Raw genomic sequence first — 14,239 nt, forward strand, 5'->3', positions numbered from 1 at the left:
CCTGACACCAAAATGACCGAATTGTCAGAAATGGCCGGAGATTCGTCACAGGAATGCGGATTTCGCCCGGTTTCGGTGCTCAGATCTGGTCGGTGCCGATCGCGCGCAGGCCCGCGAGGTCGGTCACGGCGATCTGGTTGTAGGCGAGCGCCAGCAGGCCCAGCCGCTCCAGCTTGCGCAGCGCCTGGTTGACCCGCTGGCGCGACACGCCCACCAGCATGCCGAGTTCCTCCTGCGAGATCGGCAGGGTCGGGCCGGTATCGGGATAGAGATCGGGGTTGAACAATTGCGCGAGCGCCTGCGCCACCCTCGCGTCGACCTCGAGCAGCCGAGCGTTCTGGATCGAGGCGATGAATTCGCCCATGCGATTGTTGAGCTGGCGGATCACGAAGCCGGTGAAGGGCAGGCTGCTGTCGAGCAGGGCATGGAAGGTGTCGGCCGGCACGAACAGCACCAGCGAGCGGCGGATCGCGACCACGTCGTACTTGCGCAGCTCGCGCTTGATCACGCTGCCCTCGCCGAACCAGCCGCCCGAGGGCACGCCCGAGAGCGTGCAGCCGCGCCCCGAGGCGTTGTGGATCGACAGCTTGACCAGCCCGTCGTGCACGCCGATCCAGTCGCTGGAAGGCGCGTTGCGGCGCGCCACCCAGTCGCCGGCCTCGCGCTGCTCGGCACGCGCATCGGCCAGCACGCGAGCCTGGTGCTCGGGCGCCAGCGCGCGGAACCAGCCGCAGCGCGCGAACAGCGTGGCCAGCAGTTCGGGCGTGATGCGCTCGGGCCAGGCGGGCGCCGCCGCGTCATTGAAATCGGCATCGGCGGTGGCCGGCGAAGCCGTCTCGGCGAGGGCCGGCAGGGTGGCGGAAACGGCGTCGGAAGCGGCGTCGGACATGGACAGGGTTAGCGAGCTTAGGGATAACGCGGGTTCGCGACGGGCGAGTCTGTCGTTTCGATGACAGACGGCTCACAATGCGCCGAGTAGCCTAGCGCAATTACGATCGGATCGATATCGCCAATAACGAGCGGGCGCGCCCGCGGGAGACAGCACATGACGCAGTTGTTCGAGACGGGACTGGAGCGGCGCGAGGCCAACTACGTGCCGCTCACGCCGACCGATTTCATCGCGCGCGCGGCGGAGGTGTATGGCGATCGGCTCGCGGTGGTGCATGGCGAGCAGCGCTACACCTGGCGCGAGGCCTATGCCCGCGCGCGGCGCCTGGCCGGCGCGCTGAAGGAGGCCGGCATCGCGCCTGGCGACACGGTGGCGGCGATGCTGCCGAACATTCCGCCGATGCTCGACGCGCACTTCGGCGTGCCGATGGCGGGCGCCGTGCTCAACGCGATCAACACGCGGCTCGACGCCGCCTCGGTGCTGTTCATGCTGCGCCATGGCGAGGCGAAGCTGCTGATCGTCGATACCGAATACGCCGAGGTGGCGCGGCGCGCGGCCGAGGAACTGCCGGGGCTGCGCATCGTCTGCGTGGCCGACGCGATGCCGGCCGATCCCGCCAGCTTCGGCGGCGCCACCGACTACGACGCCTTCCTCGCCGGCGGCGACCCCGACACGCCCTGGGCGCCGCCCGCCGACGAATGGCAGGCGATCGCGCTGAACTACACCTCGGGCACCACCGGCGACCCGAAGGGCGTGGTCTATCACCATCGCGGTGCCTACCTGGCGGCGATCTCCAACCTGCTCGAATGGGACATGCCCAAGCACGCCGTCTACCTGTGGACGCTGCCGATGTTCCACTGCAACGGCTGGTGCTTCCCCTGGGCGATCGCGGCGCGCGCCGGCGTCAACGTCTGCCTGCGCAAGTTCGATCCGCGCACCGTGTTCGAGCTGATCCGCCGCGAGGGCGTCACTCACTACAGCGGCGCGCCGATCGTGCAAAAAGCCAGAAACCAAGCGAGTTTCCCGTTCCAGTGTCCTAACAGTGTACCTAAAAAGGAAAAGCGGCAAGGCCCGGTTAGGACGCTTGCCGCTTAGGAGGAAGGGTTCGAAAGGTTGCTTCGGGAGGTTAAAAGTTCTGGACATACTCACCGGGCTTGATCGGCACGAATTTCGCGCCTGTATCGCGGCGGTATGCCCTCAGTTCGGATTCGTTGAAGACTACCCCGTATCGAGCGCACGAACTCGCCACAAAGCCGCGTGTCGCCTGCATCGCTAGGCACCGATCCTTCAGCCCGTAGGGAAGCGCGTTCCCGTATGAATCGAAGTCTCGGCCGTATGCGTCACGGGTGTTTCGGCGGCCTTCTGCTGCTGCGCGTTCTGCCTGCCGTTGCGCTTCGTTGCGGCGCGTCCACTCTTGCGCCTCTTCCTGTTGCCGGACGTATTGTGCCGCCTGTTCCAACCGTTGCATGTAGTCGGCACGCTCACCCGGAGTCATGCGAGACATGTCGTAATCGGTCGACTCAGCGCGGGCCGCACCAGAAAGAACCGCCGCGCACGCAACGATCGCGAAGAGAAATGATTTCATTCGAATTCCTGTTCGTTACCTACATTCAACATCGAACATTGCCGGGTTTGCCTCGACCATTTCGAGGAAGCCAAGCGCCCGCCGCATCTCGTTAATCGACAGTTCAGAATCATATGCCAACTCGCGAAGCGTTTGCGTGATCGTGTCCCGAACGGTGTTTCCGAAGATATGCTTTTTGCAAATCTCTTCCATCGTGATCACAACCGCCTCAAGTTCGATCGGTTCCTCGAAAAAGATGAACGGCGACAGGATCAGGGGCGCGGCATTGATCGCCCGCTTACCAGACTTCCGCGCTTGTATGTATTCACGGAAAATCCAGCGGTTTTTCTTCTGGAACTCCCGATTCTTCAGTTCATTCGCAACGAAGGGTTGACGATCAGATTTGAGCAACATAGTAAGATTTCCTAAAAAAAGAGTTTGCGGCTTGTGATTGGTCGACGGTTACTTGCGCAATGCAACGAGCCGCGAGCAAGAGTTCGAAACGCTGTTGATGATCGCCATCCAATGCGATTTCGGCGCAAGAGACAGATAGAGCCCGATCACGTACAGCGACGTTTTGCCGATCGTCAGAATCGTGTCCATTAGATGATCCCCTGAACCTTTGCCATGCGGATGAATCGCGGCCATTCGATGATCACTCGCATAACTTCCGCGCACGTCACCCTTTCAAACATGCCGCCCTTGATCAGCGCGAGCGTGCGGCCGGCGACCTGAGCAAATCGAGCGAATTTCGAAAAGAGGTTCGAACCGCTGATACGCGTTACGATTCCCTTTGCGGTCTTCATGTTTTGCGCCGAAATAATTTCGTGAGCGGTCATTCTGCGGCCCTCTTGAGGTTGCGTTCCAGTTGTTCAGCCATGATGCCGCGAACGGTGATGCCCGGAAGATTCTTCTCGATCCTCTGAGCGATTTTCAGGGAAACGTTCATTTCCCCGTTTGCTGCACGATTGATTGCGCTCGCACTAACGCCGCACAATTGCGCGAGTCGGTATTGACTCATGCCGGCATCGGTGAGCGCTTTCGAAATCAAAGTCATATTTTACCCCTTGGTTAATGTGTGAGTGAATAGTAAATACCCCGTTTGACTCGCGCAATTGTCAGTATTAGTTGAATCGTGTATTTTCAACTTTTAATGTTGAAGTCGAAAACTCTTCGCCTTACTGGATAAGGCTTTCACGGCATTGTTCCCGAAAAACAACACATTGAAAAATTTTTGTTGCAATGGGATAAGGCTGGCAAATCGAGCGGCTATCGCCTAAGTGGAGCGATTGAAAGCGCCGCGCAGCAAGGCCCGAAATCATTTCATGTACATTTTCCGGGACACTTGCCGCGATGTTTCACGCTTTACTGCGCGCTTCCGTCCGTGAACGGAGTGGCGATGTACTCAGGCGGATACTGCTTGAACGCCGGATCGGGGCCGGTGAAGCTCGGATTGAACTTCGCTTGATCCGCGACCGTCTTTCGGATGAATCGAGGCGGGTCGATGTAATTGCCGTCCGGATCGGAAATCAGGAACACTGCACCATCTCGCCGAACGATCATGCGCCCCTGATACTCGTCCTGATAGAACATGGTCGAGGGCTTGAACGGGGAATCCGGATTCGAATCCGTCAGGTTCGTGGCGATGCCAAACGGCACCATGCCTTCCAGATGGAACGGCACGGCATCGAGCGGATATTGAGCGGGCGGCGCATTGCCCGGTGCAGGGTCAGCGACTTCTGGCCAGTCGGGCACCGATGCGTATTCCGGCGGGAAGGCGAAGATTCCGTTCACGTTCGCAAAGAACTCCCGGTTGCCGTTGTTCATGAAGTTGCGCCAGTCTGCCGTTTTTCGAAGGAAGCGCGGCGGATGGATCGGCAAGCCGTCAGGTGTCAGGGTTTGGAACACTGCGCCATCGCGGCGCACGGTCATCGCCCCGTCCGCGCTGTTCTGCGTGAAGTGAACATAGCGCGGCTGGCTGATATTTCCGAGACTGCCGGGCGGAAAGTGCGGTGTTTCCATGAAATAGGGAACGTCGGGCGGTGTTGCCATGTTTAAAAGTCCTCGATTGATTGACGGAAAATGTTTAGTCATACAGACGAATAATTGTACGTCTGGTAAGTCGGCGGGGAACTCTCAGAATCGCCGCGAGGGAACGGCGGGTAAGGCGCTGTTCGATGCGTGGCCTTGTGCTTCGTGGGTGAAGATCGATGCGGGAATGGCGCGGGAAGGCCGGTAGAAAGGCGCGTGGCCCGCCGCGAGGGCAGGCCGAGGGGGAAGGTCAAGGAACCTCATCGAAAGGCGGCGGGCGGGCTTGGATTTGATGCAACGTTACGACTATTGCGTGAGCCGGATTTTGCAGAAGTCCAAGGATGTCGAGCTTATCCAAAAAGTGACTTGCAGCAAGAACCCTGAGCGCAAAAATCAGAACCGAAACGACCAACCTCTTTTTCGTTTCCTTGCTCTTTGCTTTTCTTTCGGATTCCTTATGTTTGAATCGTCGATTCCTCCCGAAGACCATAAATTCCTCTAGTTCATGGGGCGCCGTTCGTATCGCCGCGCCCGTTCGCGATTCTGATTAGGCCGGCTTGGTCGATTCAAAGGCCGCTCGGAACGCTTCCTTTTGCTCGGATACGATGCGCTCGAAAAAGTCCGGGTCACTGCGCCGAATGCTCGCGAACTCGGTATGTGCGCGCGGGTCATCGGCCGAAATCAGTTCAGGAGGGTTGAGCATGGGTTCACCGAAGCCCTTGCACTCGCGCAGGGATGCGCCGCAAGCGTAGAGGCGGATAAGTTCGCCGGTTTTCGAGTCGAGCTTGCGAATGAAAGACAGCTTTGCGGCACGCGAGCCGTGATCGAAGTCAAGTTTCTCGATGAAATTCATTTTTCGCACTCCTTAATTGACTGATTTGTAAACATGCGGAAGTTTACCTATTGGTAAATCACTGTGCAATTGACGGAAAAGGTTGTTTGTGTTAGCCGGGTTGATTTGTGGGGATACTGTCCTGAGCGTGTCCTAAATCAAGGTTTGGAAACTTCGGAAACACCTTGATTCAAGGGCTCAAGTATCTGAGTGGCAATCGTTCCGCGTAGGCAATGGCCGGCAGAACTGACGAAAGCGCTGTCTCGCGGGTGATTTTGGGGTTCGGCAGGGAATGTTGGCGATCGGCCGCGCTAGAAATCGACGGCAGATAGGAAAACAGCCCCGTGGCGGGGCTGTTGATGGTCGGCTAAGGGGTAGATAGCCTGAAGGGTCGCGGGCGCCTTGGCGGGGCTGTCAGTGCTTGGTCGCTTCCTTGTCGCCGGATGCTTCCATCGATGCTTTGAACTCTTCCGCAAGTTCGCCGCGAGCCTTCGCCATGAGGCTGTAGAAATCGGAAAGGCCGCCCGCTTTCGTGTTGCCCTTGTCGTCGATAACCGTGATGCCCGAAAGCACGTTCAATTCCTTGATCGCAGAGATGCGCGCCGCGTCTCGCGTGTCCGGATGCTCGATGATGGCGAGAAGACGAACCACCGCCTTCTTCGCAGACCAAAGGCCGGAACCTTCCGATGCGTCCGTCATCGCCTCGATCATTTGCACAACGGCCGGGTTGGTGTCGAGCGCTTGGGTTAGCGCATTGAGATTCGACAGGTCGACGCATTCATTGATCAGGTCGAACGCAAAGATCGCCGCGCGAGCACTCGGCCAGCCCTTGACCTTCAGTTCTGCGTATTTCCGGAATTCGCCCGGCGATTCGGCAGCGCACGCCGAACTTGCGAAATCGAGCGGATAAAGTTTTTTCAAGTCATTCATAAAGATTTTCAGTCAGCAGCGCTAAAGATCATGAATCCTACACCGCCGCGAGAATTATCTCAATGGCCGGTTGACGGTTAATCAGTCGCGTGATATGCGCCGCGTGATTTTCGGCTTAGGTAAGCAGGTAAGCGAGCCGCGAGGGGGCTTACCCGAAATTTTCGGCCGCAAGCCCTTGATCCATATGGAAATTTCTATATCTAGGTAATTAGGTAAATAGGTAATAAGGTATAGATACACACACACACACGCTCACACACACATGCTATGGCTCTTGAAAAAATGCGTCTTACCTTACCTGCTTACCTAGACCACTGTATCCCTTGCTGGATAAGGCTTTGCGGCAGGTAGGGTTCAGGTAAGCCCATACTTTAGGTAAGTTACCTGACGCCTTCTGCACCTCGCGGCACCTCTTTTTCACCATTTCTTCGACAATTTCGCACAAATAACTTTCGGAAAGTTGCCCCCTAACTTTCATTGTGGAACACAAAATCACGCCGAAAATCACGCGGCGAGTAAATTTCCACTCAATCTCTCACCGGCCGCCCTGACTTGCGCGGCAGTTTTCTTCGGCAAGACATGCTTTGTCGGTTGAATTCGAGCCTTGAACCGTCATTTCTATGTTGTTTTTTCACAACGAATTGCCGCGAGAATTCCGGCTCAGAATGCAAAAACGGGCTCAATCCGAAGACTGAACCCGCCTTAATTACGCTTTAGTCAAAAAGTTTTAGAATCCCCCGTGATTGTCTTCTTTCTCCACAAATTCATTGGAGAAGATTTTCTCGACATCCTCTACGGATTTCTCTTCGAAAATGTACCCCGGACGGTTGCCGCCTACGTTCTTTGCGAACGTCGCACCCAAAGCGGAAAGCGCCGGCTTGAGGTGATCGAAGTTCACCCGTTCGCGCGTCTCGTTATAGAAAAACTGGCTGAAGTCGGGCAATAAGAATGCCGCGCCAGGAGGGTTCTTTTTGCCTTCGCGCTTGAACCAGAACTTGCCTGCGGCGAGCATCTTCGAAAGGACGCTCGACAAGTGGACTTCGATAGCAGTGTTTCGGGTGGTGCCGCTATTCGAGTCACGTTCCGCCGCGCTGAAGTTTTTGACCATCTCGATCGACTCACCGACGAGTCGGTTATAGCCGATTTCGCCGAGCTTTTCATAGGATTCCTTCGCTTCAGCGAGGATTTGCCAGAATTCCGCACGGAAATTGGAGTAATCGACAATGAAATCTTCTTTCCATGCCTTTTCGTTCCCTTCCCCTTCGATTTGCCCGACGAAAAGCGGATAGAAACGGCGATTGCCGGTATCGTCACGCTGAATCCCTTCGTACTTATTGCCGTCCATGACCATGACCCACTGGCGCGGCTGTTGAATCGAGCCTTCGAACTTGTAATTCATCGTGTCCGTGGTGGACGTGATGAATTGCTTGATCTTGTTCATGTCGCCGCGCGTGAAACCGGTCATTTCGCCGACCTGTGCGACAACGGAGCTACCCGTGATGTCTCGCAGGAAATCATTTGCGGAGCCGTCAAGGTTCAGCGGCGCGGGGGAAGCCGCGCGATCGTTCAGGATTTCTTCGCAAATAAGTTTGCCGAAGTACGACTTGCCCGCGTTCTGTCCACCGATCAGGCACAACACGACCGGGGCAAACGCGCCGGGGTGCATGAGTCGGGCGTAGAGGGACATGAAGAAGTACCGCGACATGTTGCGGTTCAGCTTGGAGTCGAGCGGCTTGAACAGGTTGATCAGGGCCATGTCGAGGCGTTCGACGCCATCCCATGCCGGGATTCGTTTGTTCAGCGAATCAATCAGATCGTTGCGACGTTCCGAAAGTGCATACTCTTTCAGCGTGTCGCGAAGCACCTTCATCGATTGCGACTTGAGGCCGGCCGCGCCGAACGCGCTCATGAGGTCGACGGTGCTGTAATGGTCATCGATCGTTTTGCCGCGATAGTCGACAACGCGACCCTTGAATTCATCGAAGTGCGGGCGCTGTTCTTTTTCGCCGAAAAGCGCGTGCAGGACGGCAACCCGATTCGGGTCGCACGAAACCGGGTACGTCTCGAAACCGTTCTCACTCTTGACCCGCTTGACTTCAGGGAAGTTGATCGCTTGCAGGCCCGACAACAGACGGGCGCGCTTCACAAGGTCAGGCTCTTGACGTGCGCTTTCTGCCTCGACTTCCATTTCGCTGCGCCGCGTGGTGGTGCGCTGGACGTGCGAACGAGTCTCGATGTTCGCGGCGGCTACCATTTCCTCAGATTGGTCATCCAGCGAAAAATCTACTTCGTCATCCCCATGATTTTCAACCGGGAATTTATTGACATAGTGACCAACATTGCTCATAATCATCTTCACCTTGATTCACCTTGAATTTCCTTCAGCCCCGCACGATTCATTTCTTGCGGGGCTTTTTCTTTGCCCGCTCTAGAACTGAGCAAAAACCGAAAGACAAAATAAAAAGAGCCATGACCCCGAACGAATCAGGGTCTATGGCTCTTTCCTTTCTTACCGCTGATCCGCGCGGCCCGGTACTACTTGAAACTGTTACGCCCGATCTTCAGGGCCGGGGCGCCCGCGCTTGCGCCGATAAATCGATTCGAGGTCGAAGGGTACGGTTCCCGTTTCGATCAACTTCATCGCGCAATTCTCCACAAACGCAGAGAACGGAATCCCTAAAGACTTCAGGATTTCGTCGGCCTTCGCCTTGACTTCCGAGTCAGTCGTAAAGCTGTATGTCTTGCATGCCATGTCGCGGCTCACGGTTGGATAGTATGGGGAGAATTCTATATATGTTTTCTCGACTTTAAAAGTTCAGCATTTTTAAGCCGTGACCTTTTTACGAAATCTTATGGAATTAATAAAAACTCACTTCCATCACCAAAACAACCGTTACAGTTTCCACTGCAAGAATCGCTAGAACGCCCTCAGACGGCCTGCGCGTCGCGGCATGTAGGTTGATCCGCCCTATTGACCTTGAAGCCCACGCGGCGGCCGGAGCGGATGCCGGTATCGTATTTCTTGCCGGGTAGCTCGCCCGTGTCGACAGCAAGCCGCACCGAACGCCGCACGAACTCGGAAATCGTCATGCGGGACGCCTTGCAAATCGTTTCCAGATCGCCCAGTTCCGCCGCGTCAATATCAAGACTGAGCCTCTTCGTATCGGCCATGATGTCTCCGACTAATAAAGGACATGAATATTACGTTTGCGGGTGCGCGCATGCAATTGTCTATAAAGGTTGAAGAAGAGGACATGAGAACAAAGTGAGAAATAGTGCTTTCCGCTTCTTTGTGGAAACTTAGTTCGCAAGGGAAATACTGAACGTTGCTAATTGGTTTTCCATGCCTTAGAGTTCACCCCATCGCATTTCATGATTTTCCATGAATCAGACGTAATGCGAACTCAACAATCTCACATTCAAGGATCAAAAATGATTTTCATCAAAGACGCCGCAACGATCGCCGAGCAAACCGTTTCGCTCAAGTCGGAAGACATCACCCCCGAGTTTCTGATTCACGTTTGCGGCCACGAACCGTTCGAAACTTACGTCGGCCTGCGCGCATTCGGCTACGGCACCATCGAGGCATTCGCGGCGACCCTTTCCGATTTCATCGTCGGCCATCCCGATTCGATCGCCGATGCACTCGCAGAAATGGAGAAGTGCGATTCGTTCAAGGAACAGTTCGACTATGAAATCGAAGGCGCAGACAGTGAGGTGATCCGTGCCGCGTGGAATAGCCGCGCAAAGGAACTGTCGACGTTCGCATCGGATGCCGCGATGGTGATCCGCCTGAAGGCGCGCAGCGAGGAACAGAGCCGTTCGCAGGGGCCGCGCGAATCGCGTTTCCCCGGCTTCGACCGAATCATTCAAGAGCGCTACAAAGAGCACGAAGAACAGGAAAGCCGCGATCGTATGTCGTCCAACTCGGTCGCAACGGGCCGGCTGTAATAGGGAAGCAGAGATGAACGCAAACTCGAAACAAGTTCGCGAAATTCTTCCTCTGCTGCTTCTCGCCGCGACCATGCGGCGGGATGACAGCGGGGAAGCCCTCACGGTCAAGGCGCTTGACCTTCACGGCGCACGCTGCTGGATCGCAAGCTTCATGGCCGACGTTCCCGAGTTCAGCACCCGCTCTTTGTCGGCCGCGATGGAAAGCTTCGGCGCTACCCGATCGCTTGCCGGCGGGATGACCACTTACCGACTCTCGCCAGCAGTTCTTCTCAACATCGTAAAACCGGAGTAACCGAAAATGAATTCCCTTCACACGATCCCCGCAGATTCGTTAGCATTCCTGAAAAGTGCCGAAACGTTCCCGGCTGGCCTGTACCTGCGAAACATCGCCGATGACGCGGCGGCCGACGTTCGGCACGGTTCGCATGACGTGACTTCCATCGATGCGGCAGGCGTGTACTTCAGCGCAAACGGCGTGTTTGTCGATGTCATTGTCGACCAAGCATCCAGCGATGCCGCGAACCTGCGCGCGATCCGTGCCGGCCACGTTGACGATCAGCGCCGCATCATCAAGGGCGAGTCGGTGGAAATGGGCGTCAGCTACCCGAACGCCGCACGCACGCTGTTCCTTCGCGGCACGATCATCAGCAAGCCGCGCACGGTCGACGGGAAAACGATCTTCCGATTCCATTTCGACTCGCATGAAAAAGATGCCGTCATGGCCGCCTGAATTTAGTTCGGATAACCAACTTTAAAGGATAAGCAAATGAACACGAATCTCGAATCGAACGCCGCGACCCTGAACAGTGGCGTGATCGCATGGATGGTTGGCGAGCGCTGCAACGGGATCGACACGGACGCGCTCTTGCGTAGCGATAACTGCCCTGACCGCCGTTCGTTCTCCCCGCTGTCGGACGCATCTGTGATCCGTGCCCGGCGCTTTTCGACCATGACCATTCTGGAACGTATTGAAATCGAACGGCTCTTGCGCGCTGGTGAAGAGATTTATTTCATTGCGGAAAAGACCGGCTTTGTTAGTGCGTCAATCCTTCGTGTTCGTGACGACATGGCCAAATCCTGAGTTTTTCTATTTCATGAGAAGCCATTAAAATGGCTCTTGGTTGCAATCTCAAGGAAAACTAAATATGTTTCAAAAGCTGAAGGGTCTCGTTTCGAACGAATCGCCCGATTTCTCCCCGGAAGCACCGGCCGACGTTCCGGACGCCCGCATCACCCGAAAATTCATCGAAGTCGGTGCATCGCAAGTCGAGGTCACGGCCGCAGAGTTCCCGGCGATCGATGGCTTCGAAATCGCCGAAGCTTGGGACGCCTATCTGATGGCATCGGACAAGACTTCGCAGCGCGGCTACATGTTGCGCGTACTGAGCTTCGCGTCTGTTGGTGGCGTGCGGCTCAGTAACGAGCAAACGATCAACAGCCAATGCGGTTCGTGGATCAACCTGCAAACCGTATTCATGCACACGCTCGCAGTGAATGGCATCGACACGGCGCGCTCCACGCAAAACAAGCTGGAAGCATGGGCCAAGTGCGGCGAGGAAATCGGCAAGTCGGCAACGAAAACGATGGTCGAGATCATGAAGCCGCTGATGACTGCATACATCGAAACCGCGCAGGAAGGGGCATAACATGGCCGACGAAATCGAAAAGTTCGTCCTTCAGTATCAGGTCGATACGAAAGACTCGATGAACACGCTTCAGACGCTCGATAACCGCATGTCGAAGGTGTCGGATACCGCTGTCAAGTCGGGTAAGGACGTCAAGAGTTTTGCGGCGCGCGCGCTGGAATCGAAGGCTGAAATCAGTTCGCTTGGCTCCAGCGTCACGGGCCTTGTGTCGAATCTCGGCAAGGTGTCGCCGGTCACGGCAGGCGCGGCGGCTGGTTTGCTCGCACTGCACGCCGTTATGCGTTCTGTCGCCGCGACCATGAAGGAAATGAACGAACAAGCCGCGCTCGGCATGAAGATCGGCACGGGTGGCCTTCAGGTCGAAATTTTCCAGCGCTCGATCAGCAAGGCTTCGAACGGCCGAATCGGTGCAGAGCAATCGCGCTCGGTTCTTGAACGTCTCGGCACGATGTCGCAATCGGCCTACACCGACCCGCTTCAAAACAATGGCGATGCGCAGCGCTTGCGTTATGTCGGAGTGCAGATCAACGATGAATTCGGCCGCCTGAAATCCGCCGATACGATCGCCTCTGAACTGGCGAAGAATCTTGCGAACTCGCGTCAACAGGAAGCCTATGCACTCGGTCAAGTCGTCGGCCTGAACTATCAGGAAGTCGATGCACTGCGCGCGGTTGGCAAGGCGCAAGAAGACCTGTCCGGCATGACGGAAGGACAAGCGCAATCCTACATCGCAGCGAGCAAGGCGGCGGCACAACTGACGAGCGCATACGGTGACATCGATGAATCGATGCGTCGGATCAAGCAATCGATCGCCGATGAATTCATGCCGGCCTTCGCCGATTTAATGTCGGGTATCGCGAAGGGCACAAAGTTCCTGTCGGGTTCGATCGAAAAGTTCGACGAGAATTCGAAGAACAGCGCGAACGATCAGGCCAATATGGGCGAGTTCCTTCTGAACGTCTCCAAGGGCATCACGGAAGCGTTCAAGAAAGGCGGCTCGGCTTCGGACGTATGGAGCAACATCGAGCGCGCATTCACGGATGCAACCGCAGAAGGCAATAAGCAGGCCGAAGCACAAGGTAAGCGTGAGGAAGCCGCGAGCAAAGCGACGCTCGATCAGGCCCGGAAGGTTGCTCAAGAGTCGCACCAAGCCGCAGGGCAGTTCAATCGCGCGATCAACTCGTTTTCCGGTGCAGTGTCGGCCTTCTCGAATTCGATCGTAGATCAAAATCGCGCATGGGCGGCATGGGCTGGCGAGATCGGCGCGGCGGCATTCGGGAACCCTGATGGCAAGTCGGGCGATGCGAACCAGCCGACCGGCGGCAAGGGCTATCAGGACACGCCCGCAACGTTCAATTCCAAGGCGTATGAAGGTACGTTCGGCGCTTCTGTCGTTTCGGCAAAGGACACGAACCAGTATGACCCGCTGATCCGTGAAGCCGCCGCGAAGTACAACGTTGATCCGCTGATCCTCAAGCGCATCATGGCGGCCGAATCGCGATTCGATCAGTCGGCAGTGTCCCCGAAGGGCGCAATCGGCCTCATGCAAATCATGCCGTCGAACGCGAAGGGCTTGGGCGTTACGGTTGACCAACTGAAGAATGATCCGCGTGTGAATGTGATGGCCGGCGCGCGAATCTATTCGGAGAACCTGAAGCGGTACGGTGGCGATGTCGAAAAGGCGCTTCTTGCGTACAACGGCGGAACTGATTCTTCGAAGTGGGGCCAGTCGGCAGAGAACGCCGCGTATTACGGCCGGGTGATGGGTCAGAATGTCACGTTCGACGGTCGCGGCGGTTCGCTCACGTTCCCGCAATCGCCTTCCCAATCGGACGCATACAACCCGAAGGCGCAAGGCACTTGGACGTTCCAGAACAACGGCTCGCCGTATGGCCCGAATGGTGGCGAATCCCGCCGCACGGTGCGCGCGATGGACATGGCACGCGGTTCGATCGCATCGGCGCTTGGCATTCCTGTTGATCAGCTTTCGCAAGGTCAGGTGTCGAGCGGTGACGTTAAGTTTGCGTCCGGTGAGGTGATGACCAGCCTTCAGAACTCGATCATCGGAATGCGCCAAAGCCTGAACGCACCGGGCCTCATGCCGCAACAGCGCGGCCGGATTCAACAGTCGATCGTTCAGGCTGAAATGCAACGGCAAGCGCTGTCGGAGAACGCAGGTTACTTCGCATCGATCGCACGTCCCGGCGACCGTGAAATGACTCTCGGCCAAACCCGCTCGCCTGTCGTTCAGGTCGGCAGAGTTTCGATTCAGGTGACGGGATCGGGCGATCCGGTACAAACGGCAGCAGCGGTAAAGGATGCGTTCTCCGATCACATTGGTTCCGTCGTTAACAACAATGCTCGCGGCATCGTCAACTAATTTAGGAGAACAT

18 protein-coding genes and 1 pseudogene are annotated in these 14,239 nt (G+C 56.6%); 7 read left to right on the forward strand and 12 right to left on the reverse strand.

Features of this window, described 5'->3' with window-relative positions; all coding sequences use genetic code 11:
- Positions 1 to 79: 79 nt before the first annotated feature.
- Complete coding sequence (locus F3J10_RS11205; RefSeq protein WP_240155521.1) at positions 80 to 889, reverse strand: Crp/Fnr family transcriptional regulator; 810 nt, start codon at positions 887 to 889, stop codon at positions 80 to 82.
- Positions 890 to 1,045: 156 nt separating this feature from the next.
- Here F3J10_RS11205 and F3J10_RS11210 point away from each other — a divergent pair.
- A pseudogene (locus F3J10_RS11210) lies at positions 1,046 to 1,888 on the forward strand (AMP-binding protein); the annotation flags it as partial.
- A 127-nt stretch (positions 1,889 to 2,015) separates the two neighbouring features.
- Here F3J10_RS11210 and F3J10_RS11215 read toward each other — a convergent pair.
- The 11 genes from F3J10_RS11215 to F3J10_RS11265 all read right to left on the reverse strand — a co-directional run bounded on the left by F3J10_RS11215 (position 2,016) and on the right by F3J10_RS11265 (position 9,417).
- Positions 2,016 to 2,474, reverse strand: coding sequence for a hypothetical protein (locus F3J10_RS11215; protein WP_167242090.1), 459 nt, complete (start codon positions 2,472 to 2,474; stop codon positions 2,016 to 2,018).
- 15 nt (positions 2,475 to 2,489) lie between these two features.
- Positions 2,490 to 2,867, reverse strand: a complete 378-nt coding sequence (locus tag F3J10_RS11220) for a hypothetical protein (protein WP_167242091.1) — start codon at positions 2,865 to 2,867, stop codon at positions 2,490 to 2,492.
- A gap of 48 nt (positions 2,868 to 2,915) precedes the next feature.
- Positions 2,916 to 3,056 (reverse strand): hypothetical protein, encoded by a 141-nt coding sequence (locus F3J10_RS11225; protein WP_167242092.1) that lies wholly within the window; start codon positions 3,054 to 3,056, stop codon positions 2,916 to 2,918.
- Positions 3,056 to 3,259, reverse strand: coding sequence for a hypothetical protein (locus F3J10_RS11230; RefSeq protein ID WP_167242093.1), 204 nt, complete (start codon positions 3,257 to 3,259; stop codon positions 3,056 to 3,058). The genes F3J10_RS11225 and F3J10_RS11230 overlap by 1 nt, the downstream gene beginning before the upstream one ends.
- A gap of 29 nt (positions 3,260 to 3,288) precedes the next feature.
- Positions 3,289 to 3,510: a helix-turn-helix transcriptional regulator gene (locus tag F3J10_RS11235; RefSeq protein WP_167242094.1), complete on the reverse strand. Its 222-nt coding sequence runs from the start codon at positions 3,508 to 3,510 to the stop codon at positions 3,289 to 3,291.
- Positions 3,511 to 3,818: 308 nt separating this feature from the next.
- Entirely contained in the window at positions 3,819 to 4,505 is a 687-nt protein-coding gene (locus tag F3J10_RS11240; RefSeq protein WP_167242095.1) for a hypothetical protein, read from the reverse strand.
- Positions 4,506 to 5,031: 526 nt separating this feature from the next.
- Entirely contained in the window at positions 5,032 to 5,337 is a 306-nt protein-coding gene (locus tag F3J10_RS11245) for a hypothetical protein (RefSeq protein ID WP_167242096.1), read from the reverse strand.
- Between the two features lie 393 nt (positions 5,338 to 5,730).
- Positions 5,731 to 6,246 (reverse strand): hypothetical protein, encoded by a 516-nt coding sequence (locus F3J10_RS11250; RefSeq protein ID WP_167242097.1) that lies wholly within the window; start codon positions 6,244 to 6,246, stop codon positions 5,731 to 5,733.
- Positions 6,247 to 6,973: 727 nt separating this feature from the next.
- A complete protein-coding gene (locus F3J10_RS11255) occupies positions 6,974 to 8,599 on the reverse strand; it encodes a virulence-associated E family protein (RefSeq protein WP_240155525.1) in 1,626 nt (541 codons plus the stop codon).
- Positions 8,600 to 8,794: 195 nt separating this feature from the next.
- Positions 8,795 to 8,998 (reverse strand): type II toxin-antitoxin system RelB/DinJ family antitoxin, encoded by a 204-nt coding sequence (locus F3J10_RS11260; RefSeq protein ID WP_205200258.1) that lies wholly within the window; start codon positions 8,996 to 8,998, stop codon positions 8,795 to 8,797.
- Between the two features lie 176 nt (positions 8,999 to 9,174).
- The gene (locus tag F3J10_RS11265) at positions 9,175 to 9,417 is read right to left on the reverse strand and encodes a hypothetical protein (protein WP_167242100.1); all 243 of its coding nucleotides are present in this window, start codon (positions 9,415 to 9,417) and stop codon (positions 9,175 to 9,177) included.
- Positions 9,418 to 9,678: 261 nt separating this feature from the next.
- On the opposite strand from F3J10_RS11265, the gene F3J10_RS11270 reads away from it, so the two are divergent.
- From F3J10_RS11270 to F3J10_RS11295, 6 genes are all read left to right on the forward strand, one after another.
- Entirely contained in the window at positions 9,679 to 10,197 is a 519-nt protein-coding gene (locus F3J10_RS11270; protein WP_167242101.1) for a hypothetical protein, read from the forward strand.
- A 13-nt stretch (positions 10,198 to 10,210) separates the two neighbouring features.
- Positions 10,211 to 10,492 carry a hypothetical protein gene (locus F3J10_RS11275; protein ID WP_167242102.1) on the forward strand — a complete coding sequence of 94 codons (282 nt, stop codon included), beginning with the start codon at positions 10,211 to 10,213 and terminating at the stop codon, positions 10,490 to 10,492.
- 6 nt (positions 10,493 to 10,498) lie between these two features.
- Entirely contained in the window at positions 10,499 to 10,930 is a 432-nt protein-coding gene (locus F3J10_RS11280; protein ID WP_167242103.1) for a hypothetical protein, read from the forward strand.
- A 36-nt stretch (positions 10,931 to 10,966) separates the two neighbouring features.
- Positions 10,967 to 11,281: a hypothetical protein gene (locus F3J10_RS11285; protein ID WP_167242104.1), complete on the forward strand. Its 315-nt coding sequence runs from the start codon at positions 10,967 to 10,969 to the stop codon at positions 11,279 to 11,281.
- Positions 11,282 to 11,345: 64 nt separating this feature from the next.
- On the forward strand, positions 11,346 to 11,846 hold the full coding sequence (locus F3J10_RS11290) for a hypothetical protein (RefSeq protein ID WP_167242105.1): 501 nt from the start codon (positions 11,346 to 11,348) through the stop codon (positions 11,844 to 11,846).
- Position 11,847: 1 nt separating this feature from the next.
- Positions 11,848 to 14,226 carry a lytic transglycosylase domain-containing protein gene (locus F3J10_RS11295; protein ID WP_167242106.1) on the forward strand — a complete coding sequence of 793 codons (2,379 nt, stop codon included), beginning with the start codon at positions 11,848 to 11,850 and terminating at the stop codon, positions 14,224 to 14,226.
- Positions 14,227 to 14,239: the final 13 nt, after the last annotated feature.

This window comes from Burkholderia sp. Cy-637 (genome assembly GCF_011753175.1).
GTDB classification, from domain to species: domain Bacteria; phylum Pseudomonadota; class Gammaproteobacteria; order Burkholderiales; family Burkholderiaceae; genus Burkholderia; species Burkholderia gladioli.

Excerpts from the sequence above, each read along its gene's own strand:
- F3J10_RS11205 (WP_240155521.1), bottom strand. The coding sequence starts at position 889 with ATGTCCGACGCCGCTTCCGACGCCGTTTCCGCCACCCTGCCGGCCCTC.
- F3J10_RS11215 (WP_167242090.1), bottom strand. The coding sequence starts at position 2,474 with ATGAAATCATTTCTCTTCGCGATCGTTGCGTGCGCGGCGGTTCTTTCT.
- F3J10_RS11220 (WP_167242091.1), bottom strand. The coding sequence starts at position 2,867 with ATGTTGCTCAAATCTGATCGTCAACCCTTCGTTGCGAATGAACTGAAG.
- F3J10_RS11225 (WP_167242092.1), bottom strand. The coding sequence starts at position 3,056 with ATGGACACGATTCTGACGATCGGCAAAACGTCGCTGTACGTGATCGGG.
- F3J10_RS11230 (WP_167242093.1), bottom strand. The coding sequence starts at position 3,259 with ATGAAGACCGCAAAGGGAATCGTAACGCGTATCAGCGGTTCGAACCTC.
- F3J10_RS11235 (WP_167242094.1), bottom strand. The coding sequence starts at position 3,510 with ATGACTTTGATTTCGAAAGCGCTCACCGATGCCGGCATGAGTCAATAC.
- F3J10_RS11240 (WP_167242095.1), bottom strand. The coding sequence starts at position 4,505 with ATGGCAACACCGCCCGACGTTCCCTATTTCATGGAAACACCGCACTTT.
- F3J10_RS11245 (WP_167242096.1), bottom strand. The coding sequence starts at position 5,337 with ATGAATTTCATCGAGAAACTTGACTTCGATCACGGCTCGCGTGCCGCA.
- F3J10_RS11250 (WP_167242097.1), bottom strand. The coding sequence starts at position 6,246 with ATGAATGACTTGAAAAAACTTTATCCGCTCGATTTCGCAAGTTCGGCG.
- F3J10_RS11255 (WP_240155525.1), bottom strand. The coding sequence starts at position 8,599 with ATGATTATGAGCAATGTTGGTCACTATGTCAATAAATTCCCGGTTGAA.
- F3J10_RS11260 (WP_205200258.1), bottom strand. The coding sequence starts at position 8,998 with ATGGCATGCAAGACATACAGCTTTACGACTGACTCGGAAGTCAAGGCG.
- F3J10_RS11265 (WP_167242100.1), bottom strand. The coding sequence starts at position 9,417 with ATGGCCGATACGAAGAGGCTCAGTCTTGATATTGACGCGGCGGAACTG.
- F3J10_RS11270 (WP_167242101.1), top strand. The coding sequence starts at position 9,679 with ATGATTTTCATCAAAGACGCCGCAACGATCGCCGAGCAAACCGTTTCG.
- F3J10_RS11275 (WP_167242102.1), top strand. The coding sequence starts at position 10,211 with ATGAACGCAAACTCGAAACAAGTTCGCGAAATTCTTCCTCTGCTGCTT.
- F3J10_RS11280 (WP_167242103.1), top strand. The coding sequence starts at position 10,499 with ATGAATTCCCTTCACACGATCCCCGCAGATTCGTTAGCATTCCTGAAA.
- F3J10_RS11285 (WP_167242104.1), top strand. The coding sequence starts at position 10,967 with ATGAACACGAATCTCGAATCGAACGCCGCGACCCTGAACAGTGGCGTG.
- F3J10_RS11290 (WP_167242105.1), top strand. The coding sequence starts at position 11,346 with ATGTTTCAAAAGCTGAAGGGTCTCGTTTCGAACGAATCGCCCGATTTC.
- F3J10_RS11295 (WP_167242106.1), top strand. The coding sequence starts at position 11,848 with ATGGCCGACGAAATCGAAAAGTTCGTCCTTCAGTATCAGGTCGATACG.